General features: G+C 49.8%; 21 protein-coding genes. 2 read left to right on the top strand and 19 right to left on the bottom strand.

The genetic code is table 11. The annotated features are described in order from the left end of the window. Positions 1-56: 56 nt before the first annotated feature. Complete coding sequence (locus DWZ45_RS03095) at positions 57-1,646, bottom strand: peptide chain release factor 3 (protein ID WP_118467550.1); 1,590 nt, start codon at positions 1,644-1,646, stop codon at positions 57-59. A 309-nt stretch (positions 1,647-1,955) separates the two neighbouring features. Between DWZ45_RS03095 and DWZ45_RS03090 the strand changes: the two genes are divergently transcribed. After that, positions 1,956-2,729, top strand: a complete 774-nt coding sequence (locus tag DWZ45_RS03090; RefSeq protein ID WP_118467548.1) for a type III pantothenate kinase — start codon at positions 1,956-1,958, stop codon at positions 2,727-2,729. A 119-nt stretch (positions 2,730-2,848) separates the two neighbouring features. Here DWZ45_RS03090 and DWZ45_RS03085 read toward each other — a convergent pair whose 3' ends face one another. Both DWZ45_RS03085 and sigG read right to left on the bottom strand, forming a co-directional pair. Next, complete coding sequence (locus DWZ45_RS03085) at positions 2,849-3,637, bottom strand: SseB family protein (protein ID WP_118467546.1); 789 nt, start codon at positions 3,635-3,637, stop codon at positions 2,849-2,851. A gap of 451 nt (positions 3,638-4,088) precedes the next feature. Then, a complete protein-coding gene (gene sigG / locus DWZ45_RS03075) occupies positions 4,089-4,865 on the bottom strand; it encodes an RNA polymerase sporulation sigma factor SigG (protein WP_106999731.1) in 777 nt (258 codons plus the stop codon). A 242-nt stretch (positions 4,866-5,107) separates the two neighbouring features. Here sigG and DWZ45_RS03070 point away from each other — a divergent pair, with 242 nt between their 5' ends. After that, positions 5,108-6,175, top strand: a complete 1,068-nt coding sequence (locus tag DWZ45_RS03070) for an acyltransferase family protein (protein ID WP_118467544.1) — start codon at positions 5,108-5,110, stop codon at positions 6,173-6,175. Here DWZ45_RS03070 and sigE read toward each other — a convergent pair. The 16 genes from sigE to DWZ45_RS02990 all read right to left on the bottom strand — a co-directional run bounded on the left by sigE (position 6,129) and on the right by DWZ45_RS02990 (position 23,856). Continuing rightward, positions 6,129-6,887 (bottom strand): RNA polymerase sporulation sigma factor SigE, encoded by a 759-nt coding sequence (gene sigE / locus DWZ45_RS03065; protein WP_106999729.1) that lies wholly within the window; start codon positions 6,885-6,887, stop codon positions 6,129-6,131. The genes DWZ45_RS03070 and sigE overlap by 47 nt on opposite strands. Before the next feature lie 55 nt (positions 6,888-6,942). Further along, the gene (locus DWZ45_RS03060) at positions 6,943-7,731 is read right to left on the bottom strand and encodes a sigma-E processing peptidase SpoIIGA (protein WP_182426620.1); all 789 of its coding nucleotides are present in this window, start codon (positions 7,729-7,731) and stop codon (positions 6,943-6,945) included. A gap of 354 nt (positions 7,732-8,085) precedes the next feature. Continuing rightward, positions 8,086-9,312 (bottom strand): cell division protein FtsZ, encoded by a 1,227-nt coding sequence (gene ftsZ, locus DWZ45_RS03055; RefSeq protein ID WP_022360220.1) that lies wholly within the window; start codon positions 9,310-9,312, stop codon positions 8,086-8,088. A 200-nt stretch (positions 9,313-9,512) separates the two neighbouring features. After that, on the bottom strand, positions 9,513-10,286 hold the full coding sequence (locus DWZ45_RS03050) for a cell division protein FtsQ (protein WP_227589531.1): 774 nt from the start codon (positions 10,284-10,286) through the stop codon (positions 9,513-9,515). Then, on the bottom strand, positions 10,258-11,541 hold the full coding sequence (murA, locus tag DWZ45_RS03045) for a UDP-N-acetylglucosamine 1-carboxyvinyltransferase (protein WP_118467538.1): 1,284 nt from the start codon (positions 11,539-11,541) through the stop codon (positions 10,258-10,260). Before murA ends, DWZ45_RS03050 begins: the two co-directional genes overlap by 29 nt. A gap of 106 nt (positions 11,542-11,647) precedes the next feature. Beyond that, positions 11,648-12,802 carry a putative peptidoglycan glycosyltransferase FtsW gene (locus DWZ45_RS03040; protein ID WP_118467536.1) on the bottom strand — a complete coding sequence of 385 codons (1,155 nt, stop codon included), beginning with the start codon at positions 12,800-12,802 and terminating at the stop codon, positions 11,648-11,650. A 239-nt stretch (positions 12,803-13,041) separates the two neighbouring features. Continuing rightward, positions 13,042-14,391: a UDP-N-acetylmuramoyl-L-alanine--D-glutamate ligase gene (gene murD, locus DWZ45_RS03035; protein WP_106999726.1), complete on the bottom strand. Its 1,350-nt coding sequence runs from the start codon at positions 14,389-14,391 to the stop codon at positions 13,042-13,044. 10 nt (positions 14,392-14,401) lie between these two features. Then, positions 14,402-15,358 carry a phospho-N-acetylmuramoyl-pentapeptide-transferase gene (gene mraY / locus DWZ45_RS03030; protein ID WP_022360215.1) on the bottom strand — a complete coding sequence of 319 codons (957 nt, stop codon included), beginning with the start codon at positions 15,356-15,358 and terminating at the stop codon, positions 14,402-14,404. 88 nt (positions 15,359-15,446) lie between these two features. After that, the gene (locus DWZ45_RS03025) at positions 15,447-17,228 is read right to left on the bottom strand and encodes a penicillin-binding transpeptidase domain-containing protein (protein ID WP_118467534.1); all 1,782 of its coding nucleotides are present in this window, start codon (positions 17,226-17,228) and stop codon (positions 15,447-15,449) included. Between the two features lie 245 nt (positions 17,229-17,473). Further along, the gene (locus DWZ45_RS03020; RefSeq protein ID WP_243023442.1) at positions 17,474-19,645 is read right to left on the bottom strand and encodes a penicillin-binding protein 2; all 2,172 of its coding nucleotides are present in this window, start codon (positions 19,643-19,645) and stop codon (positions 17,474-17,476) included. After that, positions 19,623-20,102 carry a hypothetical protein gene (locus DWZ45_RS03015; protein ID WP_022360212.1) on the bottom strand — a complete coding sequence of 160 codons (480 nt, stop codon included), beginning with the start codon at positions 20,100-20,102 and terminating at the stop codon, positions 19,623-19,625. The genes DWZ45_RS03020 and DWZ45_RS03015 overlap by 23 nt, the downstream gene beginning before the upstream one ends. Positions 20,103-20,193: 91 nt before the next feature. Further along, positions 20,194-21,132, bottom strand: a complete 939-nt coding sequence (gene rsmH / locus DWZ45_RS03010) for a 16S rRNA (cytosine(1402)-N(4))-methyltransferase RsmH (protein WP_022360211.1) — start codon at positions 21,130-21,132, stop codon at positions 20,194-20,196. Next, positions 21,129-21,554: a division/cell wall cluster transcriptional repressor MraZ gene (gene mraZ, locus DWZ45_RS03005; RefSeq protein ID WP_022360210.1), complete on the bottom strand. Its 426-nt coding sequence runs from the start codon at positions 21,552-21,554 to the stop codon at positions 21,129-21,131. Before mraZ ends, rsmH begins: the two co-directional genes overlap by 4 nt. Before the next feature lie 230 nt (positions 21,555-21,784). Further along, positions 21,785-21,961 (bottom strand): aspartyl-phosphate phosphatase Spo0E family protein, encoded by a 177-nt coding sequence (locus tag DWZ45_RS03000; RefSeq protein WP_233430133.1) that lies wholly within the window; start codon positions 21,959-21,961, stop codon positions 21,785-21,787. 341 nt (positions 21,962-22,302) lie between these two features. Then, a complete protein-coding gene (locus tag DWZ45_RS02995) occupies positions 22,303-23,454 on the bottom strand; it encodes a sodium ion-translocating decarboxylase subunit beta (protein ID WP_022360208.1) in 1,152 nt (383 codons plus the stop codon). Between the two features lie 63 nt (positions 23,455-23,517). Beyond that, positions 23,518-23,856, bottom strand: a complete 339-nt coding sequence (locus DWZ45_RS02990; RefSeq protein WP_118467530.1) for a biotin/lipoyl-containing protein — start codon at positions 23,854-23,856, stop codon at positions 23,518-23,520. Between the last annotated feature and the right edge of the window lie 26 nt (positions 23,857-23,882).

The following is a 23,882-nucleotide window of genomic DNA, read 5'->3' as shown; positions in this document are numbered from 1 at the left end:
AGCGCCTGAAAAATAAATTTTCCATTCGCTGAAACGGTGCTTTCCGCTGCATGGCTTTAGTTACGCCCAAACTCGCTTAACTTAAGCTTCGGATTCCGCTCTTCCACCATTCCCACACTCCAGCTGTTGACAAACAGAAGCAGTGGATTGTCTTTGAGGTCTTTGATCCGCTTCATATCCGAAGTTCCCTGAATCTTGGCTACATCGATCTCGTCAGCGTTTTCTACCCAGCGGATGTACTCATATGGAAGTTTTTCCAGCTTGACTTCTACATTGTACTCATTTTCCAGACGGTAGGTCAGTACCTCGAACTGGAGGACGCCGACTACGCCGACGATGATCTCTTCCATACCTGTGTTGAACTCCTGGAAGATCTGGATCGCACCTTCCTGCGCGATCTGGCTGATGCCCTTGATGAACTGCTTGCGCTTCATCGTGTCCATCTGGCGCACGCGTGCAAAATGTTCCGGTGCGAACGTAGGAATGCCTTCAAATTCTACCTTTTCACCTGTACAGAGTGTATCACCGATCGAGAAGATACCCGGATCGAATACACCGATGATATCGCCCGCATATGCCTCCTCGACGATCTTTCGATCCTGCGCCATCATCTGCTGTGGCTGGGAGAGACGGATCTTGCGTCCGCCCTGCACATGCGTTACTTCCATGCCTGCCTCAAATTTGCCGGAACAGATACGCATAAATGCGATACGGTCGCGGTGCGCCTTGTTCATATTTGCCTGAATCTTGAAGACAAACGCGCTGAAATTCGGAGAGAACGGATCCACCATGCCGGTTGTCGTATTTCTCGGCAGCGGCGAGGTTGTCATTTTCAGGAAATGCTCCAGGAATGTCTCTACACCAAAGTTTGTCAGCGCCGAACCAAAGAATACCGGGGATAAATTTCCGCGGCTGACACGCTCCATATCCAGCTCATCGCATGCGCCGTCCAGAAGCTCGATATCATCCATCAGCTGCTGATGGTAGTCCGGACCGATGATGGAGTTAACCTCATCGCCCTCTAACGAGAACTCCTCAGATGCAACCTCCTTCTGTCCGCCCATTGCTGCTGTGAAGGTTGTGATCTTCTTTGTGGCACGGTCATACACGCCCTTGAAATTCTTACCGCAGCCGATCGGCCAGTTGACCGGGCAGGTACGGATGCCGAGCACGCTCTCGATCTCATCCATCAACTCAAACGGATCGCGCGCCTCGCGGTCCATCTTGTTGATAAAGGTAAAAATCGGGATGTGGCGCATAACGCAAACCTTGAAAAGCTTGATCGTCTGCGCCTCGACACCCTTAGAACCATCGATGACCATGACCGCCGAATCGGCTGCCATCAGAGTACGGTAGGTATCCTCCGAGAAATCCTGATGTCCTGGTGTATCCAGGATATTGATGCAGAATCCCTCATAATTAAACTGTAATACGGAAGAGGTAACCGAAATACCTCTCTCCTTCTCTATCTCCATCCAGTCAGAAACCGCGTGCTTGGCCGCTTTTCTTCCCTTGACCGTACCAGCCAGGTTGATCGCGCCTCCGTAGAGAAGAAACTTCTCCGTCAGGGTTGTCTTACCAGCATCCGGGTGGGAAATAATGGCGAATGTACGCCGTTTTTTGATCTGCTCCGCTATATTTTCCAAAAAAATCTTCCTCCAAACTTACTACCATTCTTTAACTTTGTCTAAACGTATTTATTCTATATTATTTTAAACGAATACGCAAGTCCAAGTTACGGTTCACTCACGCGCGATCGGTAACAGATCTTAAAAACATTTTTCATCTTCTTCTTGATCCTTTTCTTTAAAAAACATATAATCATACTATTAACGTGGATATATAATAAATAGTAACAGTTGAACATATGAAACCGTTGCGATAACTATACAATCAACATTTTATAAGAGATGTTGATTATTGTAGAGATGCAGGAGATATAAAGGAGTTATTTTATGATTCTAGCTATCGACGTTGGAAACACCAACATTATTATCGGCGTGATCGACGCAAAAAAAACGCATTTTGTAGAACGCATCACGACCACCATCGGAAAACCGAATCTGGAATATGCCGTGGCGCTGAAAAGTATTCTTGAAATTTACCATATCGCCCCAGATCAGCTTGATGGTGCGATCGTCTCCTCGGTCGTTCCGCCGCTTAACCGGACGATTCTTGCCGCCATCCGTAAAATAACGGGACTAAACGCAATGCTGGTCGGTTCCGGCATGAAAACCGGCTTAAACATCCTGATGGACAACCCGAAATCCGTCGGCAGCGATATGATCGTAAACGCAGTCGGTGCCCTTGCAGAGCATGAACCGCCAATCATCATCATCGAAATGGGAACCGCTACGACCATGTCTGTCATCGACAAAAACGGACGCTATGTCGGCGGCGCGATCCTGCCGGGACTTCGCGTTTCCCTCGACAGCATGAGCGCCAGCACTGCCCAGCTGCCGCGCATCAGCCTCGATACGCCGCGCCGTGTCATTGGCAAAAATACCATAGACTGCATGAGAAGCGGCGTCATATTTGGCAATGCCGCGATGATCGACGGTATGCTGGATCGCATCGAGGAAGAACTCGGAGAGAAAACTTCCATCATCGCCACCGGCGGCATCTCCAAGATTGTCCTGCCGCTCTGTTCGCATACGATCACGTATGATGGGGCGCTGTTGATGAAGGGATTATTACATTTATATGAAAAAAACAGGAGAACCGAATAATCAAAAAGGCTGTCTCTCGGCAGATGCATCTATATGATACATTCTGATGGGAGACAGCCTTTTTATCACAGTTTATTATGCTGACATCTATTCATTACCGGTCACGGTCACAGCAGCATTTATTTTACAACCTTCAGCTTCATATTCTCTTTCTCAATCCGATCCAGCTTCTCGCCGTCCAGACGGAGTGCAAATCCAAACGGATTTACCACGATTCCATTCACGTAATCCAGATATTTTTTCAGATCGCGGAAGCGGACTTCCATCGCTCCAAACTGATGTTTACGGTCAAATTTGCCAAATTCTACTAAATCCGTAAATGCCGGGTAATAGCGTACACCCTTTCCGGTGGTCAGAACCGGCACTGCCGTCGTCTTCTGCGGGTCAGCAACCGGAACCAGCAGACGCGCACCGTAAAGCTCTTTGCACATCAGATCCTGCATCTGTGGGAATGCCTGGTGCTGTACCAGTGCCTGATAGAACTGATTTGCAGAACGGACCAGGGACGGGTTCATCACGATCTCGGATGTATCCTTTGGTTTCTCGATGATGCTGAACAGCGACATGGACATATGATTTTCCTGTCCCTTGTCGATCACAACTGCCTCAAAACCGCTGCGGTAGAGGTCGTTGAAAAAGGAAATACGCTGTAATGGGCGGATCTCCAGTACCTTCGTCTCTACGCCGACCATCTCCAGCCCTTTCACGAACTCATCTGCATACTCGCGGCTGGTGTAAAGGAAAGCAGCCGCCTTGCCGTTCTCTGCACCCAGGAAGAAGTTTTTCGTCACATGGACAGTCACAACAAACAGTCCCGGCTCTCTCTGAAGCAGCTCCAGAACCTCTCCCATCACTTTTTTATCTGCTTTATCCTGATGTTCTTTCATCAGCTCACGTAATTTCTCCATTTGAATTCCTCCGGCTCTTTTTAATGTACTCTCGGAATCTTTCTGTGCTTGATTTTGTGAGATGATTTTTTGTCAGCTGTGCCCAAATTTCTGAGGCGTACGCGGTGCGTACGTTGATGAAATTCGGGTACGGCTGGCGGAAAATCAGCCACAAAAGCGAGTGCAGAAAAGACTCCGAGAGTACATTTTATCATGCGCGAGGCTCAATCTGCCTGCGCCTGTCTTTTCTACTCTGTCTGCTGTCCATGACTGCCTGAGCGCCGCATCGCCAAGCTGCCTTTATCACTATATCAGATGGAATACTCCGCTCAACCCCAGTTCAGATAACAGTCATCTGCTTGATTTTCAGATTCTTTTTGCAGACTATATCTTCTATATTCTAACACAGAGCCGCCAAACAATCAATCAGAAGAATCTCACACAATCCCTATAACACAATCCCTATCAACATTCAGCTCAAATAATGCTTCATGCTTTTTAACGCACTCTTCTCCAGCCGTGACACCTGCGCCTGCGAAATATGGATTTCTTCGGCAACCTCCGTCTGGGTCTTTCCCTCAAAAAAGCGCATATCAATAATGCGGCGTTCCCGGTCCGGCAGGCGCTGCATCGCCTCCCCCAGCGACAGATCCTCGACCCAATGTTCCTCTGAATTTTTCTTGTCACTGAGCTGATCCATCACGTAGAGCGGATCGCCGCCGTCCGTATAGACCGGTTCGTACAGGCTGACCGGGCTCTGGATAGCATCGAGCGCATACGCTATCTCCTCTTTGCTGACTCCCAATTCTTTGGCAATCTCGCAGAGTGTCGGCTCCTTTGACTGCTTTTTCAGCAGATTTTCACGGGTATAGATCGCTTTGTATGCCGTATCGCGGAGCGACCGGCTGACCCGGATTGAATTGTTATCCCTCAAATACCGTTTCACCTCCCCCAGAATCATCGGAACCGCATACGTCGAAAAACGGACATTCTGGGTAATATCAAAATTATCAATCGCCTTGATGAGGCCGATACAGCCAATCTGGAACAGATCGTCCACATTTTCCCGGCTGCCCGAAAAGCGCTGTATTACACTGAGCACCAGCCGCAGATTCCCCTTGATATACTGTTCTCTTGCCTCCCGATCGCCCTTTAGAATCCGGCGAAACAGTTCTTCTTTCTCCTCATTACTTAAAAGAGGCAGCTTGGATGTATTGACCCCGCAGATTTCCACTTTATAGACCGGCATTTCCATTCCCTCCGTATGATGGACGATCAACGCAAACGGTTGAATCGTTTTGATTTTTGTTTTGTCACCTATACATTAGAATGGACAATTCAAAGCTCATTTATACCCGGACAAATGAGAACCGTTTTCACTCATTCCAATTTCTTGCCTTTTCTGCCGTTCCATAGTAAAATATATTTTCAAGGATTTTACGATCAATATTATTTATAGAAAATAAAATTCAACCACAAGGAGATCCATTCATGAACACACAAAAAAAAGCCCGTTCCCTCTACTGGGATATCGTAAAGGGATGGGGCATTATTGCGATCGTGCTGGGGCATACCGGATATTTCGCCGGTGCGTTCGTCTATCTGTTCCACCTGGCGCTGTTTTTCTTTATCACAGGCTATTTTTATAATGAAACGAAATACGGGGATACGCCGTTTCTTTACTTCGGCTCCCGTCTCGCCGGTGCATGGCCCAGGTATATGTTCTACACGCTGTTTTTTGTCCTGCTCCACAACTTTTTTGTGACGCACAGGCTCTATGCGGGACAGGAACTTTACAACCACACCAGAATGCTTACGGCATGGATGAGCAGTCTTTCCTTCAACTCCCCGGAACAGGTTCAGGGTGCCCTCTGGTTTCTGCCGGTCTGGCTGGTGTCCTCCGGACTCTTTGCCGGATGCGTCTGGTTTGGACGCGCAGCTGCCCGCTTTACCCGGAAAGATAATGTCAAGCTTCCTGTATGTGCATTTGCATGCATCCTGATTGGCCTTGCCGGTGTCTTCTTAAATATGAGAAGCTGCCCGCTCCCTTACAATCTGCAGGCGGCGCTGCTCGTTGTTCCGGTCTATCTCATCGCCTGGCTGATGCAGCAGTTTTTCTCCAATTTCCGCCACTATACGGTCTGGTACGGCTGCCTGATAAGCGCCCTGCTTCTGCACCTGACGAACACAAAGCTTCACATTTTCATCGATCTGGCAAGCATGCACATTCCGGGCGTCTTATTTTATCCGATCTCCATCATTGGAATTTACTTCGTCCTTTCGCTCTCCGACCTGTCCGAGCGCATCAAACCGCTGGCAAGGGTCCTTGCCTTTTTAGGACGCCATTCTTTTGACATTATGGCGATTCATTTCACGCTGTTCAAGCTGATCGATTTTGCCTATGCCCGCTTCATTTTGAAGGAAATACCGGAAACGCTTTCCAACTTCCCGGTCTCCTTCCGCTATGAAATGGGTCCGTTTTACATCCTGATCGGTCTGTTTCTTCCAGCACTTATCGGCTGGTGTATAGACCGCATTGCTGCGAAATTTCTTTCTTGAGGCGTTTCATAATCTTCTTTTCCAGCCTCGATATGTATGACTGCGAGATACCCAGAAGGTCGGCAACCTCCTTCTGGGTCATTTCATCTTCCTGCTCTCTCCCCAGACCAAAGCGCAGCTTCACGATTTTCTGTTCCCGCGGATTCAGGCGGTCGATCGCCGCATTCAACAGTTTCCGCTCTGTCTCATCCTCCAGATCCCGGTAAATAATATCCTCATCCGTTCCCAAAATATCCGACAGAAGCAATTCATTTCCATCCCAGTCCACATTCAACGGCTCATCGATCGAAACCTCGAGCTTCGTCTTATTATTTCTCCGGAGATACATCAGAATCTCATTTTCAATACAACGGGATGCATAGGTCGCCAGCTTAATATTTTTATCCACGTCAAACGTGTTGATCGCCTTGATGAGACCGATCGTCCCGATCGAAATCAAATCTTCCACTCCCACGCTGGTGTTGTCAAACTTTCTTGCTATGTAGACCACCAGGCGCAGGTTGTGTTCGATCAGCGCTGAACGCGCCTCTTTATCCTCACTGGTTCCAAATTTTCTTAAAACCTCCGCCTCCCGCACACTGTCAAACGGTGCCGGAAGGATATCGGTTCCCCCGATATAATGAACTTCTCCGTCCCGGTGCATCAGAAATGACCGGAACGACGGCATCATTTTTAAACGAAACTGACCTGGAACTGAAACTTTTATAAACATACGCTTTCCCCCTTATGTTGTTCGCTATGGTTCAGACCATAACGGCTGTTTTTCTTCACAACCAATATTTTTCATTGAGCAGCATCTGATACTCGCCCTTCTGCGACAGCGCCTCCTGTGAAATGGCAATCCACGGCTTCTCAATCACCCGCATACCGCCCTGACCGGACACTTCCATCCGCTCCGCCTGATATGCCGGAATCACGCCGCCGCCCTTTCCGACACTCCGAAATGGGATGTATTGGACACCGTCCTCCCAGGAAAAAAATCTCTCTGCCGCACACGCATCCAGCACCTGCACCGGACGCCCCGAAAGCGGCATCGTCAGATGGTTGCCTGTGTCGAGAATCGCCTGCACATGCCGCTCCCTGCCTTTGTTAAAAAGCGTTACCGCGTACTGGTGTTCCAGCTTCATACACCGCTGCATACCAAACCGCCACACCGCAGATGGAATCAGAAAACTGCCCCCCGCGGTAAACAGCCAGAACAGAAGATTCACCCGTATTCCAAGCGGCTGAACCAGTTCCATGCAGCCAGCCGCCAGCATAGATGCTATGTAAAGCCCGATCGCAGCTTCTGCCGCCTCCGACTTCCTACGGATGGAAAATGCCGTCCATGCCATCAGCACGCTCATCGTGGCGCTTAGGAGCATCCGCCCGGCATATCCCAGCGGAACCGGAGCTAACACCATTCCTAACGCATACACGGCTCCCAGAAGACTCCCTGCCAACCGCCCATACCGGCGTTCCGGCAGACGCAGGCAATTCTTCACCACCGACAGAAGCAGGAAATCCGCTGCCAGATTTTGCAGCAGGATGACATCCGCATACACACGATAGGTCACTGTCTCTTCCCACCTTTCTGTCCGACACGGGATATTATAAGAAAAAAGTTCCGCAAAATTTGTCAAACCGAGGGCGCAAAACGCCTGTTTTGATCGCCAAAAATCGGGGGAAAAACGTGAAATTTGAATAGATTCGACATAAATCGAAGGTCTGAATCGACGATAAAAAAGAATGTGCCTTGGCACGTCAGTGCCTTTTTGTGTAATAGGGGATTCCAAGGAATTTCCTATTACACAAAAAAAACACGCATCAGAAATTTTCACTTCTAATGCGTGTCTCTTCCAAAAGCAACTGCTTCTGTATATATTTTGTATTTTTACTAAAGCAAGAGCAGTTCATCTCTCACTCTTATATTATTTCTTATTTCTCAGAAAATCCGGAATATTGATCTGTGTTTCCTGGCGCATCGGGCGGAACGGCTGTGCCGGTGCCGACTGCGGTGCTTCCTTCGGAGCGACTGGCTGTGCCGGTGCTGCTGCAGATGGTGCACGGAAGGTCGGTGCCTTGTAGGTCGGCTGCGCTGCCGCTGCAGTCTGTGCTGCCGGCTGAGCGTATGTATTGCCAGTCGTCTTTGCCTTGAACGGAGTCTTGAACTCAGTCATCGCTTTTGCGACCGGTGTGTTCACACCGTGGGAATCCAGTCCAGTCGCAATAACAGTGATCGTCGCCTCATCCTGTGCATTCTCATCGTACATCGCACCGAAGATGATATTGGCATCGTCGCCTGCAAGCTCCTGTACATAGCTGGCTGCGTCATTTGCCTCGATCAGGCTGATATCGCCGGAAATATTGATGATAACGTGGCTTGCACCCTCGATGGTTGTCTCAAGCAGCGGGCTGGATACAGCCTGCTTAACAGCCTCAAGTGCTTTGTCATCACCCTTCGCATGACCGATACCGATATGAGCGATACCCTTGTCCACCATAACGGTCTGAACATCTGCAAAGTCAAGATTGATAAGACCCGGAACATTGATCAGGTCGGTAATACCCTGTACTGCCTGCTGAAGAACCTCATCTGCTTTCTTCAGTGCATCCGGCATCGTGGTACGGCGGTCTACGATCTCAAGAAGTTTATCATTCGGGATAACGATCAGAGTATCGACAGCTGCTTTCAGTTTTTCGATACCATTGAGCGCGTTGCTCATACGGGTCTTTGCCTCGAAACGGAACGGCTTTGTGACAACGCCGACCGTCAGGATGCCCATATCTTTTGCGATACGTGCAATAACCGGAGCTGCACCTGTACCGGTACCGCCGCCCATACCTGCGGTAACGAATACCATATCTGCACCCTTGAGAGCCTGTGCCAGCTCTTCCTGGCTTTCCTCAGCTGCTTTCTCACCGATCTCCGGCTTTGCGCCTGCACCAAGTCCCTTGGTCAGCTTCTCACCAATCTGCATAGCTGTGGACGCCTTGCAGAACTGCAGTGCCTGCTTATCTGTATTGATACCGATAAATTCTACACCGGCAATATCTTCATCGATCATACGGTTGACAGCGTTGTTACCGGCTCCGCCGACACCTACTACTATAATTCTGGCAGAGTTCTCTGCTTCATTTATCTTTATCTCTAACAAGATACTTCCTCCTTCATTTTCCCATCTGTTCCGGTTTTATCATCTTTATACTAAAATTAGGGTCTTTTAAATCTAGCCTACCTAATACTATATTTGATTTTCAGCAAAAAATCAATCGTTTCTTTTATAAATTTTCAATAAACCAGTCACAATGTTACTGTTCACGCATACGTGCCAGTAACGGAATTTGCCGATTCTTCCTAGTTTTTATCAAACCGGTACATCGGGTTTGCATTCGATTCATCGTAGCTGTCCAGATAGAGGGTTCCGGACAGATCCGGATAATCCCGCAGAATATCCGTCAGCTCCGAAAGTTTCCCGTTCATCTCACTGTTGCTTCCCAGCTCAACCTTCAAGCTCCTGATTTGAAGCGTCGCTTCCTTTTCCTTATTAAAACGGATCTCGTCCACCGCAACCTCGTTGACCGACAGTACCTGCGTCAGGTTCAGAATCTCGTTGAAAACGCTGATATCCTCGACCGGCAGCGGCTGATGCAGCACGATATGTCCAAAGGAAAGTCCGGCAATCTTCGGCACACCCGGCAATGTCTCGCTTGTGCTCTCCACAATGATGCCGTCCTTGTCAAAATACATCCGACTGTTCATGTAGGAAACGTAACCAACCACACTCTTCTCGTAGACGATCACCTCCACGTCCGACGGGCTGCGGAACACCAGCTTGTAATCCTGCACGAACGGAATTGACTTGTGCGGCCGGAAGCGGTACTGCAGATAGCAGAACACCGGATTCCGGCTCAGCCGCGAATCGAAAATAGACGCCTCTATCTGCTCTGCCGTATATTGCCGGTTTCCACTGACATGGATTGTATTGATCTGAAGCAGCGACAGACCGACAAAAAACGCGGCTGCCACAAGAAGTGCTACCGCCGTGATCCAGATATGTTTTTTTCCACGGCGGCGCCATACCTTTTCCTCTGTCTTTTTTTCATTCTGTATCTTCTCTATCTCCATCATCCTCCCGGCGCCGGATCTCTGCTCCTAATGCCCGCAAGTCCCGGCAAATATCTTCATATCCCCGCTCAATATGTTCACATTCTGATACTCTGGTCCATCCGTCCGCCCCCAGGGCTGCCACCGTCAGGGCTGCGCCGCCCCGCAGATCACGGGCACGCACCAAAGCTCCCCGCAAGGTTTCCACTCCGTCAATCCGGGCAATGTTCCCGCTGCATTCGATGTTCGCCCCCATTTTTTGAAGCTCCGCCGCTGTGCCAAACCGGTTTTCAAATACCGTCTCCCGCAGCATACTGGTTCCATCTGCCCGTGACAGCGCCGCCATCAAAAACGGCTGCAGATCGGTCGGAAACGCCGGATACGGTCCGGTTTTCACCGATACCGCCCGCAGGCGCTGTCCGCTGTGTACATATATAAGTTCCGGTTCCTGATAAAGCGAAACGCCCATATGCTCCAGCACCCCGGTCAATGCACGCAGCTCCTGTGTCTGCACGCCGTCCACGATCACCTCACCGCTGCAGGACGCAGCGGCAAGAAGATAGGTCCCGGCTACGATCCGGTCGCCGCCGATCACAAACCGACTGTCATGGAGCGGCAATCCGCCTTCTATTATCAGCGCATCCGTCCCGATCCCCCGGATCGATGCCCCCATACCATTTAGGAAATGGCACAGCTGTCCAATCTCCGGTTCCCGCGCGCATCCCCGCAGAACCGTCCGCCCCACCGCTGCCACAGCGGCAAACAGGGCATTTTCCACCGCGCCGACACTCGGAAACGGAAAAATAATCTCTGCCCCGCGAAGTCCCGTTGTCTGTGCATGCAGGAAGCCGTCCGGCTCCGATTCCTGTATTTCCGCGCCCAGCGCACGGAGTGCCCGCAAATGCCAGTCGATTGGACGTTTTCCGATCATACATCCGCCGGGGCTGTAGACCCCCGCCTCGCAAAAGCGTCCCAGGAGCGCTCCCAAAAGCATAATGGACGAGCGCATTCTCCCCATCGCTTTCTGCTCGATCCGCCAGCCATTCATCTTCGAAGTATCGATTTCCAGACGGTTTCCGTGCAACGCACACCGGCATCCCAGAGAATCAAGAATCCCCATCATACAGAACACATCCTGTATTCTGGGGACATTTTCAAGCACGGTAATTCCGCGGTTTAACACCGACGCCGCCATCATCGGCAAAACTGCATTTTTCGACCCCTGCACCGTGAGTCCGCCCTGAATCCGGCACGGTCCGTGAATCTCGATGAAAGCCAAACAATCCCCTCCCACCGGCATCTATGTATTATTATATGCCAACGAGAGAAAATGGTTCTCATTTTCTACATTTCCCGAAGTAAATATGTAACTCCGCCAAATATTCCTACTGCTCCAGCTTAATCTGGTTCGAGACGCTTAACACCATCCCCATCTCCAGCATCAGGAACATGACGGACGTACCTCCGTAACTGATAAACGGCAGCGTAACACCCGTGTTCGGGATCGTATTCGTAACAACCGCGATATTTAGGATAACCTGAATCGCGATGTGTGCCATCACGCCGATCACGATCATCGCACCCATCAGATCCGGTGCATTTCCAGCAATTACCATGAAGCGGTAAATCATAAACATGAAAATCAGAATGACCGAAATCGCGCCAAACAGACCTAATTCCTCACAGATAATCGAAAAAATCATATCATTCTGCGCCTCCGGCACGAAACCGAGCTTCTGAAGACTCTCGCCCAGTCCCTTTCCAAACAGACCGCCGGAACCGATCGCGTACAGACCCTGGAGCACCTGATAACCGCCGGAACGAGCATACTGCACCGGGTTGACCCAGACATTGATTCGTCCCAGCTGATAATCCTTCAGGATATGGAGCTTTACCAGCAGATGCCCTATATAGGGGGCGACCGCCAGAAGTCCGACGCCGCTTCCGATGCAGAGGAAAAACGGCCATTTGATCTTGCACGCCACAAACAGCATCACAAACACGATGCCGCAGATGATGATACCAGAACTTAAGTTGTTCGCCGTAACCAAAAGTGCCAGCGGCGCCGACAGCGCCACGATAAATCCGACTGCCCGCAGCTGGTTGATCCGCACGCCCAGATTGGCAATCAGAACCGCCAGAAGCAGAATCAGGGAAATCTTGACAATCTCGGTCGGCTGGAACTGGAGCGGTCCCAGGCGCAGCCAGCGCTTCTTACCATGCGATGCCACGCCCAGAGGTGTAAAACGCGTCAGAAGCAGCGTCACGTATGAAGCGATATATCCCAGCATCGCAAACCGCGCAAACCAGTGATAATCTATCTTGGAGACGATATACATCGCAACAAAGCTGACACCCGCGATGCCCGCCTGACGAAGCATAAAATATCCCGGATTGCCGTAATCAAGCTGCGCCTTATAGGAGCTCGCGCTGTAAATCATGATCAGTCCGAATACCGTCAGGAAAATGATGGTAAACAGCAGACTGTAATCATAAAACCGATGTGGTTTTTTCTTTTTAATTTTTCCCGGTTCCGGCATACTTCCACTCCCCTGCTTTTTGTTGTTACAGTTTCGAAATTCTGCCTGTAAACGGCAGTTTTTCCTTCAAATCAGGGCTGCCGCAGACAAATGCCGGCTGCGACAGACCCCTTAAATACATTAAGCCTTTATTCTTCCAATACCGAATTGCTGCGTGCTTTGCACTCCGCAATTCTCAAAAGTCACAATTCCTCCTGCAAGCAATCTTGCGTCGGATTTCCGACCTTTGAACCTTGGTATTACAAATTTCTCACAAACTCTTTGAATTTGCGTCCGCGCTCTTCAAAGTTCTTGAACTGCCCCCAGCTTGCACATGCCGGTGAAAGCAGGACGTTATCGCCCGGATTTGCGTAGGATGCACATACCTGTACAGCCTCCTGCAGATCTTCCGCGTACATGATATCATTGAAGCCGTGGCGTTTTGCACACTCGGCAATCTTGTCGCGGGTCTGACCGATCAGCACCAGATAGCGTACCTTTCCGCCAAAGCTCTCGATCCACTCGTCAAACTCGGAATGCTTATCATATCCGCCTGCGATTAATAAGGTCGGTCCCGGCATCGCCTTGATCGCCTGCATCGCTGCATCCGGGTTGGTTCCCTTGGAATCGTTGTAGTATTTGACACCAAAACGCTCGGTTACGAACTCAATGCGGTGTTCAACTGCCTTGAATTCCTTGATCACCTTCTGGATCTTCTCCAGCGGAACGCCCATGTTCATACTGATAGCAACCGCTGCCATAACATTTTCATGGTTATGACGGCCAAGTAGCTTCAGATCGTGGATATTGACAATCACGGTCTCTTTCTCGCCGTCGTTGTATACAATCTCATCCTCTTTCAGGTAGAAACCTTGTTTCAGGGTGCGCAGACTGGAAAAATATACCACCTTGATGTCTTTTAAAGTCTCACCAAATTCACGCAGTACCGGATCCTCATAGTTCAGGACACAGACATCGCCCTCTTTCTGGTTCTTGGTAATGCTCTCTTTCGTCTCGATGTAGCATTCCATCGTCTTATGACGATCCAGATGATCCGGGGTAATATTTAAAATAGCGCTTACATTCGGGTGGAAATCGGTCATGGTCTCCAGCATGAAGCTCGATACCTCTGCAACGGTTACGGTCTCATCCGTTGTCTCCAATGCATGGAATGCAAACGGCTCACCGATATTTCCAACTACAAATACGCTGTCATAGAATGACTTCATGATCTCGCCGGTCAGGGAAGTCGTCGTTGTCTTTCCGTTCGTGCCGGTAATGGCTGCCATACGTCCTTTGGCACAGTGATATGCAAGCTGCATCTCGCCCCAGATCGGAATACCGGTTTCACGAATCATCTCTACAAACGGTGCATCGGTCGGGATGCCTGGGCTTAAAATTGCCAGCTCCACGCCTAACAAATCCGTCTTTTTCAGCTCTCCGAGGACGAACGTGATCGTCGCGCCTTCGTCAAATTTCTTTTTCAGCTCCTCTGGATCCAGTTTTTCATTGCCATCGTAAAGCACTACCTCTCCGCCTTTTGAGAGAAGGAGCTTTGCAGCTGCAATACCGCTGATACCTGTTCCTGCTACTAATACTTTCTGACTCATAATCTTCCTCCTATAATCCTAAGTATGCTATAAGGCAAAGGATTGCCGTAATAATCGAAAATACGCCTACGACTCTGGTCTCAGACCATCCGCAGAGCTCGAAATGGTGATGGATCGGCGCCATCTTGAAAAAACGCTTTCCGCCCGTCTTCTTAAAATAGGTTACCTGAATAATAACAGATAATACTTCCACCAGATAAATCAGACCCACGATCGCGATAAAGATCGGCATCTGCATCATAAAGGCACTGGAAGCGACAAAACCGCCGAGTGCCAGTGAACCGGTATCGCCCATAAACACACGCGCCGGATAGACATTGAACAGAAGAAAGCCCAGAAGACTTCCAACTACTGCGCCGGTAATCGGGCTAATGCCGCTGTTCTCCCCGATCGCCACGATCGTAAAGAACGTTGCTACCAGAATCGTCACACTGGTGCACAGGCCGTCCAGACCATCTGTGAAGTTCACGCCATTGTCAGTTCCCAGAATGATGAAGAACAGTGCCGGTACAAACAGCCAGACCGGAAGCTGTAAATACTTGCCGGTAAATGGAATCAGCATCCCTGTTCCGATGTCCGGTGAGGTTACAATATAATAGGCAAAAATACCTGTGATCACAAACTGTCCGATCAGCTTCTGGATCGGATTTAAGCCCTCCGAACGTTTCATCACGATCTTGATGTAATCGTCCAGAAATCCAACCACGCCGAATCCAACGGTCATAAACAGCACCGGAATGATCTTCGGATAATCCCGGATATAGAGCAGAGACGTAATGATGATGCTGGAAAGAATTACCAGACCGCCCATCGTCGGGGTTCCCTGCTTTTTCAGATGCGTCTGCGGCCCGTCATCGCGCACCTGCTGTCCAAATTTCAACCTGTGGAGAAACGGTATCACGATCGGGCACAGCACTGCGCTGACCACAAATGCGATGATAACCGCCAGTATTGTTTCATTTACCATGTCACACCTCTAACTTATCTTCCTATGTATACAGAGATAGTTCCTCAAATTATACACTTCAATAGTATACGTCTTTTTAGGGGAATAATCAACCTCTTTTCTCCACCCCCAGATACGGCAAAATGACCTCAAACAGATCGCGGATCACCGGGGCGGCAATCGTCCCGCCATAGTAGATTCCTTCCGGTTCATCGATGGTGATGAGCGCGATCACCTGCGGATCGTCCGCCGGTGCAAACCCTAAAAATGAGGAAATATATTTTTTCCGGCTCCTTGGAAGTTTCTCCGAGGTTGCCGTCTTTCCGCCGATCCGGTAGCCCTCGATCCGGGCGTTTTTTCCACTCCCCTCCGCCACCACCTGTTCCAGAATATAACGCAGCGTCTCACTCGTCTGCTCCGATAAGATCCTCTCTCCTTTTGGATAGGCAAACACGTGGACTGCCTGACCATCTGCCCGCACGGCACGGATACCGATGTGCGGTGTAATGCGCGTGCCTCCGTTGATCAGGGAGGATGCCGTTGTAATGAGCTGGATCGGCGTGATCTGAAACGACTGCCCAAAAGAGACGGTCGCCAGCTCCACCGGTCCGATCTGATCCGGCTGGTGCATGATCGTCCCCGCCTCACCCGGCAGATCAATCCCAGTCTTTCCCAGCAGACCAAACTGCTTAAAATACTGATAGTACCGCTCCGGTCCCAGCCGCTGCCCGACATCGATCAGAACAGGATTGCAGGAATTCATCATTCCCTGTAAAAACGTCTCCCCGCCGTGTCCGCCCACCTTGTGACACCGAATCTTCCGATCTTCCACGATCCGGAATCCCGGGCAGGAAAACTGATCAGTCAGGTTGACCACGCCCGCCTCCAGTCCCGCAGCGGCAGTCACGATTTTGAATGTAGACCCCGGTTCGTATGTATCATTTAAACAGGGATTGCGCCACATCTGATTGAGGAGAGCTTGTTTATTTTGCGCTGATGCTGCGTGTGACTGCACTTCATTCTTCCAGGATATGTCTTCTTCTGTTTCTGAATCTTCGTTTTTTCCATCTGTCACCAGCTCAAACGGCTCATTCAATGAAAACTCCGGTGCATTTACCATTGCATAGATTTCCCCGTTCTTCGGGTTCATCACGATGATCGAGACGCGGTTCGCATTCTTTTTCTGCATCGTCTGGTACGCCGCCTGTTCCGCGTACATCTGGATATTGACATCCAGACTCGCCTGCAGATCCCGCCCTGCCTCCGGCTCGATGCGATCCTCCGCCTCATTTTCCAGCTCGATCCCCGCTGCATCCGTGAGCGTCAGGATCTTGCCATCCGTGCCCTTTAAATATTTCTCATACTGTACTTCCAGACCGATGATCCCCTGATTATCTCCCCCGGTGAATCCCAGCACTTTCGATGCCAGACGTCCATATGGATAATATCGTTTATAGTCCTCATCCACCTTGACCCCCTCCAGGCGCCTTGCCCGGATCGCATCGCCCCGCGTTTTCTCTACATTGGACTGGATCACCTCCCTGGAAGATCGCTTTTCCGTCTTTTTCCGCACCTCCGCCTCCGGAAGTCCCAGTTCTTCGCTTAAAACCCGGATAACTGTCTCCGGATCTTTTACCTGATTATGAATCACTGAGATAGTACACACAGTCCGGTTATCAGCGATCACCGTTCCGTTCCGGTCAAGGATCCGCCCGCGCGGCGCTTTGATACTGCGCTCCCGCTGATGCAGCTCCTCCGCCATCTGGCTGTAATAATCCGCTTTATACAGCATGAGGAAGAACAGCCTCCCCGCCAATCCTGCCATGCACAGGCAGATGGCGGCGCACAAAAAGACAGTTCTTCCTCTGTGATGCGTCCGGTTCCGATTCATACTGCTTCCTGTCTGATCTCATTGCTACAGTATATCATAAGAACCGTTTCTTTATTCTGTATTTTCGTTACTGTTCACACACGTGTGCCCAGCAACGGGATTTTGCCGATGCTACGCATTCCAAATCGGCAAAATCTGCTGCCAGAACTGTATCGTACGGATTTTTCAGTTCAGAAAATTCCTACCTGTGAACAGTTACGTATTTTCCACGCAGGATAGATAAGTCTTCCCGACAGGCACAATTCTTAATCTCCCGCTGCCTGCGCTTCCTGGGAAGCTGCCGTTTCTCCGGCATTATCCGCTGTTCCGGTGTCTCTGCCCGTTCCAGACGTTTCTCCGTTTCCAACCGCCGCCGATTCATCCTGCACATTTCCCATCGTATCCGGATAGCTGTACTCGTCTCCGGAATCGATAAATTCCTCGTCGTAGTTCGCCCAGCCGCCCTCCGGAGCCGGAGTCGTCTCTGCCGGTGTTTCAGCTGCATTCGGATCCTCGGTCGCTGTGCCGCTTATAATGCCTTCTTCCTGGCTGGAAAGATTGGTCTCGAGATCCTGTGCCGCGCCGCCTGCCGGGAATACATTCTTATATGGAAGGACTTCCGCCATGATCTTGCTGAAAATCTCGCTGGCAAAAGTCGAATGTGCCTGCTGCTCGCCCGGCAGATGCGGGGTATCTACTACCACATAGCAGAGTACCTGCGGATTGTATGCCGGTGCATATCCGATAAAGGAAACCAGATAATTCTTCTCCGCACGCGGCTGCTTCTGCGCCGTACCTGTCTTACCAGCCACTTCGTAACCGGCAACTGCCGCCGCGCCCGCGGTACCGCCGTCACCTGATACTGTCTGGTAAAGCGCATTGTTAATGAAGTTCGAGGTCGATTCCGAAACCGTCTCTCGCACCAGATTTGGGGAAACGGATTTGACAACGGATCCTTCGTCGTTCAGAATTTCTTTTACCACATGCGGCTCATAATAGGAACCGCCGTTGATTAAGGACGCATATCCGGCTGCCATCTGCACCATCGTACAGTTATAGTTCTGTCCAAATGCGTTGGTCGCCAGAGAAGCCGGATCCATATTGGATGCCTGATAAATCAGACCTGACGCCTCTCCCGGAAGGTCGATGCCCGTTTTCTCGCCAAATCCGAAAATCTTCTGATACTGGACAAACTTCTCTTTTCCTTCCAGTGATACAATACGCATCATAACGACGTTGCAGGATTTCATCAATCCCTGTGTGATCGTCAGCGGTCCGTGACCGGCTCGGGCAACACACCGGATATCCCAGTCTCCGAAATGCAGTTTTCCGCCGCACTCAAAGACCTCGTTTCCGGAAATCGCGCCTTCCTCGATCGCCCCGGCTACCGTAAATGCTTTCTGTGGAGAACCCGGCTCATAGGAGTCGCTCACGCAGAAGTTTCTCCACATTTTATACCACGCCTCGGACTTCGTCTTTTCATCCATCGCCTGGATTTCCTCATCCGTATAGTAGGTGCTTAAATTGTACGGATCATTCAGATTGTAACGGGTCGTCGTATCCATCGCCAGGATCTCACCGCTGTTCGGATCCATGACGATCGCCGCCGCCAGATTACTTCCAATGCCCGCCTGCCACTCATCCAGATATTTCTGGACAATCTTCTGGATGTTGACGTCGATCGTCAACTCCAGCGTCCTTCCGTTCTGCGCCGGTTTTACCGTTCGCTCGACGTTCGAATCGCCGTTTAAATAACCATACTCACGACCGCTCACACCGTTCAGGATATCATTATAATACTGTTCAACACCGCCGGATGCATTGCCATCCTTGAGGGCAAAACCAACCACATTGCATGCCAGCTCATTGTACGGATACGTTCTCTTATATTCTTCCTCGAACCATACGCCCGTGATACGCTGGTTGCCGCCTTCCTCCGTCGGCAGCGCCCGGTATTCCTTGTTCTTGTCCTTCTCATAAGTCTCAAACTTCTCTTTGTCTTCCGCTGGAAGCTGTTTCGCATAGATCACATACTGGCTGTCTTTTTTCTCCTCGATCATCGCCTGCAGCTCGTCCCGCTTGTAACCGAAGCACTCCACCAGCGCGTCCAGCGTGGCATCGAGATACTGGTAGTTCTCCTCCGTATCCAGAATCTGCTTCGGATCGATGACCAGATTGTAAACTTTCTCGCTAATCGCCAGATACGTCCCGTTCCGGTCGATAATATTGCCGCGCTTGTAGGGAATCGTGCGGCTCTCATAGTCCTGATGGCTCAGGACTATCTGATTGTACGACTCGCCCTTACTTTTTACCAGATTATAAAGCACCAGCACCAATGCAAACAAAGCCAGCATAATTACCAGGACGGTAATTGCCAGCTTTTCCTGCATATATTTCCGAAAGGTCTGTCTGCCGTTAGTGTTTTGGGATGTCCTCATACTGTCTTACATACTCGCTTTCCGTCTTGTCATATAAAAGAATCTGATCCTTATTTGCATATACCATGCCGAGCTCTTCGGTCGCCACTTTATATACATGATCCAGATCCACATACGTGTCAATCCGGGTCTGAAGTGCATCATTCTCGGACTTCAGGTTCTCCAGTTTCAGCTCCAGATCCTCAATGTGGTTGATACGGGTCGTGATCGACGCCTGCTTATGCAGATAATTCATACATAAAACCAGCGTGATCAGCGCAGCGATGGTCAGCGCCAGCACATACGGTCCGTTCATGTAAAGCGCCTTTTCCTGGTTGCGGCGCACGGCGTGTTTATGCCGGTACTCCTCTCTCTCATCTCTTTCTGGTCTTATCTCCACGGTTCTCTGAACTTTTCGCACGGTATTACCGTCCACATACGTGGAGGCCGATACATGTTGTCTCCTTCTGACAGACATAACGTTCCCTCCCTGCTCTTTCGCTTTTTCTCTCTTTTATCTCCCCCGCACCTGAAACGATCTCTGTTCTGCGGTGCAGTTATGCTTTTGTTTATGATTTTTCAAATACCCGGAGCTTTGCGCTCTTGGAACGCGGGTTTTCTTCCATCTCCTGATCGGTCGGAAGAATCGGTTTTCTTGTAATCACCCGGCCGCGGCTTTTGCGTCCACAGACACAGACCGGAAAATCCGGCGGGCAGATGCATGGATTTTCATTCGTCCGGAAACGGTTCTTTACGATTCTATCTTCCAGGGAATGGAACGTAATGATCGAAAGCCGTCCGCCCGGTGCCAGGCGCTCAATCATCGTATCGATCGAATCTTCCAGCACATCCAGTTCCCGGTTTAACTCGATCCGGATCGCCTGAAACGTACGCTTTGCCGGATGACCGCCGGTCGCCCGGACCTTTGCCGGAATCGATGCCCGGATGATCTCCGTCAGCTCGCCTGTCGTCTCAATCTCTTTTTTCTGTCGTGCCTGTACGATGTGTTTTGCAATATTCTTCGCAAACCGATCCTCACCGTAGTCCCGGATGATCCGGTACAGTTCCATCTCACTGTAGGTATTGACGATGTCCTTCGCGGTCTGCTCATTTCTCTGATCCATCCGCATATCCAGCGGCGCATCGTCCTCGCGATAGGTAAATCCCCGTTCCGCTGTGTCAAGCTGGAAAGAAGAAACACCCAGATCCAGATAAATTCCATCCACCTGCGGAATCTCCAGCTCATCTAACACCTGTGCAATCCGCTCATAATTGCTCCGCACAACGGTTATCTTATCTCCAAAGGGAGCCAGACGTTCTGACGCAGCCGCAATCGCGTCCGCATCCTGATCAATCCCGATCAGGCGTCCGCCGTCTCCCAGCCGTGCCGCTACCTCGCTCGCGTGACCGCCGCCTCCCAGTGTCCCATCCACATAGATACCCTGGGGCTTTACACAGAGACTGTCAACCGTCTCATTTAATAATACTGATTTGTGATTAAATATCATATGCCAAGGCCTTCCATATTTTCTGCAATCTCTTCCATGTCATCATAGACATTCTTCTCCGCCCAGGTCGCCTTGTTCCAGATCTCGATCCGGCTTCCGACGCCGACCAGGACAACCTCCTTCTCGAGTCCTGCAAAATCCCGCAGAACCGAAGGAAGCAGGATTCGTCCCTGACGATCCACCTCACACGCCGAGGCACCTGCCAGAAAGAAACGGGAGAATTTTCTGGCATTCTGATTGGTAAGTGGGAGTGCCTGTAACTTCTCTTCGAACTTTTTCCACTCAGTGTTATCGTACACAAAAAGACAGCCATCCAACCCCTTTGTCACCACAAATTCGTCTCCAAGCTGTTCCCTGAACTTCGACGGAACGATCAAACGTCCCTTCGCATCGATTGTATGATTGTATTCTCCCATGAACATATCAATCACCCGTCATCCGATGTGTACCACTTTTGTGTCCCGAAAATCCATTTCGTTCCACTTTTCACCACTTTCTACCACTTGTTATGTTTATTTTAGTACATGCCCATCAAAATGGCAAGGTCTAAATCGAAAAAAAATCAGAAAACTCAGGCACCGGTTCTTTTTCCGAACACATGTACCTGAGTTTTCTGTACTTATCTATATTTGTTTCTATTTCCACTCTTATTTTATAGCGCCGTCTCCAGCCCTCTTTCAGTCTCCGTCTCCAGCCCGATATACTGATTTAAGAGTTTGTCAAGCTCCACACTGTAGTGATAAATTGTGTCATATGCTGCCTTTGTGTCAATATTTTGATTCAGCTGCTGTCTTGCCCGTTCAATCTTTTGAACTAATTCTTCTCTCATATCCGCCATCCTATGCATTCTCCTTTTCTATTCTCTAGTGCCATTCCTCCTTACTTCACTGTCATTTTACGTCTTCCACCAGCAAAAAGCAAACTATTTCGACCGATTAAATTCGACAAAAAACGACGTTTGTTACTGTTCACACACGTGTGCCCAGCAACGGGATTTTGCCGATGCTACGCATTCCAAATCGGCAAAATCTGCTGCCGGAACTGTATCGTACGGAATTTTCAGTTCAGAAAATTCCTACCTGTGAACAGCAACCGACGTTTGCATATAACAATAGGGCAGGATCCCGAAGAATCCCACCCTACTATATAAATACATTATTCAGAATAAACCTATTTCACGCCAAAGATAGCCATGAATGTACCTGCTGCTACGGCAGTACCGATAACACCAGCTACGTTCGGTCCCATTGCGTGCATCAGAAGGAAGTTGCTCGGATCTGCCTCAGAACCAACCTTCTGGGATACACGTGCTGCCATCGGAACTGCAGATACACCTGCGGAACCGATCAGCGGGTTTACCTTACCATGAGTTACCTTGCACATAATCTTACCGAAGATAACACCTGCTGCAGTACCCAGAGCGAATGCAATCAGACCCAGAACTACGATCTTGATGGTATCCAGGTTTAAGAAAGCCTCTGCACTGGTAGTAGCACCTACGGAAGTACCCAGGAAGATAACGACGATGTACATCAGGGCGTTGGAAGCAGTCTCTGTCAGCTGCTTAACAACACCAGACTCACGGAACAGGTTACCAAGCATAAGCATACCAACCAGCGGAGCAGTTGTCGGCAGAATCATGCAGACAACGATTGTAACAACAACCGGGAACAGAATCTTCTCCAGTTTGGATACCGGACGAAGCTGCTCCATACGGATTTCTCTCTCCTCTTTGGTGGTAAGGAGTTTCATGATCGGCGGCTGGATAATCGGAACCAGAGCCATGTAGGAGTAAGCTGCTACGGCAATCGGTCCCATCAGACCTGTCTGACCAAGTTTACCAGCCAGGAAGATAGAGGTCGGGCCGTCTGCACCACCGATGATGGAGATAGCAGCCGCAGCCTTATCGTTGAATCCCATGAAGATAGCCATGAAGTAAGCGCCGTAGATACCGAACTGAGCAGCTGCACCGAGCAGGAAGCTCTTCGGGTTAGCGATCAGCGGACCGAAGTCTGTCATCGCACCGACACCCATGAAGATGAGGGATGGTAAGATACTCCACTCATCCAGTAAATAAAAGTAATGTAAAAGTCCACCAACTCCGTTCGATGAGTCTTCAATCGATCTCATAATATCCGGATAGATATTTACAAGCAGCATACCAAAGGAAATAGGAAGAAGCAGTAACGGCTCGAATCCTTTTCCGATTGCCAGATACAGGAAAATCAGCGCTACGAAAATCATAACGATGTTTCCAAATGTCAGGTTTAAGAATGCTGTCTGCTGAAGAAGATTGGACAATGTAGTTGTTATATATTCCATATTAATTCCTCCAAACGGAATAACATATCCCGTATTTTTTCAGCCAGTTTTATAAAAATTAGATTAGTTTAATGTAGCAAGAACTGCGCCCGGTTCTACCATATCGCCTACTGCAACATTAACACTGGCAACGGTACCGTCCTGAGGAGCTACGATCTCGTTCTCCATCTTCATAGCTTCCAGAAGCAGGATAACCTGACCACGTTTTACAGCTGTGCCAGCTGCTGCCTTAATACCAAGGATCTTACCTGGCATCGGGGATGTGATGGTTACGCCGCCTGCTGCCGGAGCTGCTGCCGGTGCTGGAGCTGCTGCTGGAGCCGGTGCTGCTGCGCCTGCAAATCCTTCTTCTACGGTTACCTGATATGCTGTACCATTTACGGTGATAGTATAATTCTTCATTTTAAATTCCTCCAGATTTTATCGAT

The organism is Clostridium sp. AF32-7AC, assembly GCF_003477925.1.
Lineage (GTDB): Bacteria > Bacillota > Clostridia > Lachnospirales > Lachnospiraceae > Otoolea > Otoolea fessa.
The sequence above is the reverse complement of the archived record's forward strand: the minus strand, read 5'-3'. Positions and strand labels throughout refer to the sequence as shown.

Coding starts and splice junctions, on each gene's coding strand:
- DWZ45_RS03090 (WP_118467548.1), top strand. CDS start 1,956: ATGATTCTAGCTATCGACGTTGGAAACACCAACATTATTATCGGCGTG.
- DWZ45_RS03085 (WP_118467546.1), bottom strand. CDS start 3,637: ATGGAGAAATTACGTGAGCTGATGAAAGAACATCAGGATAAAGCAGAT.
- sigG (WP_106999731.1), bottom strand. CDS start 4,865: ATGCCGGTCTATAAAGTGGAAATCTGCGGGGTCAATACATCCAAGCTG.
- DWZ45_RS03070 (WP_118467544.1), top strand. CDS start 5,108: ATGAACACACAAAAAAAAGCCCGTTCCCTCTACTGGGATATCGTAAAG.
- sigE (WP_106999729.1), bottom strand. CDS start 6,887: ATGTTTATAAAAGTTTCAGTTCCAGGTCAGTTTCGTTTAAAAATGATG.
- DWZ45_RS03050 (WP_227589531.1), bottom strand. CDS start 10,286: ATGATGGAGATAGAGAAGATACAGAATGAAAAAAAGACAGAGGAAAAG.
- DWZ45_RS03040 (WP_118467536.1), bottom strand. CDS start 12,802: ATGCCGGAACCGGGAAAAATTAAAAAGAAAAAACCACATCGGTTTTAT.
- murD (WP_106999726.1), bottom strand. CDS start 14,391: ATGAGTCAGAAAGTATTAGTAGCAGGAACAGGTATCAGCGGTATTGCA.
- mraY (WP_022360215.1), bottom strand. CDS start 15,358: ATGGTAAATGAAACAATACTGGCGGTTATCATCGCATTTGTGGTCAGC.
- DWZ45_RS03025 (WP_118467534.1), bottom strand. CDS start 17,228: ATGAATCGGAACCGGACGCATCACAGAGGAAGAACTGTCTTTTTGTGC.
- DWZ45_RS03020 (WP_243023442.1), bottom strand. CDS start 19,645: ATGAGGACATCCCAAAACACTAACGGCAGACAGACCTTTCGGAAATAT.
- DWZ45_RS03015 (WP_022360212.1), bottom strand. CDS start 20,102: ATGTCTGTCAGAAGGAGACAACATGTATCGGCCTCCACGTATGTGGAC.
- rsmH (WP_022360211.1), bottom strand. CDS start 21,132: ATGATATTTAATCACAAATCAGTATTATTAAATGAGACGGTTGACAGT.
- mraZ (WP_022360210.1), bottom strand. CDS start 21,554: ATGTTCATGGGAGAATACAATCATACAATCGATGCGAAGGGACGTTTG.
- DWZ45_RS03000 (WP_233430133.1), bottom strand. CDS start 21,961: ATGAGAGAAGAATTAGTTCAAAAGATTGAACGGGCAAGACAGCAGCTG.
- DWZ45_RS02995 (WP_022360208.1), bottom strand. CDS start 23,454: ATGGAATATATAACAACTACATTGTCCAATCTTCTTCAGCAGACAGCA.
- DWZ45_RS02990 (WP_118467530.1), bottom strand. CDS start 23,856: ATGAAGAATTATACTATCACCGTAAATGGTACAGCATATCAGGTAACC.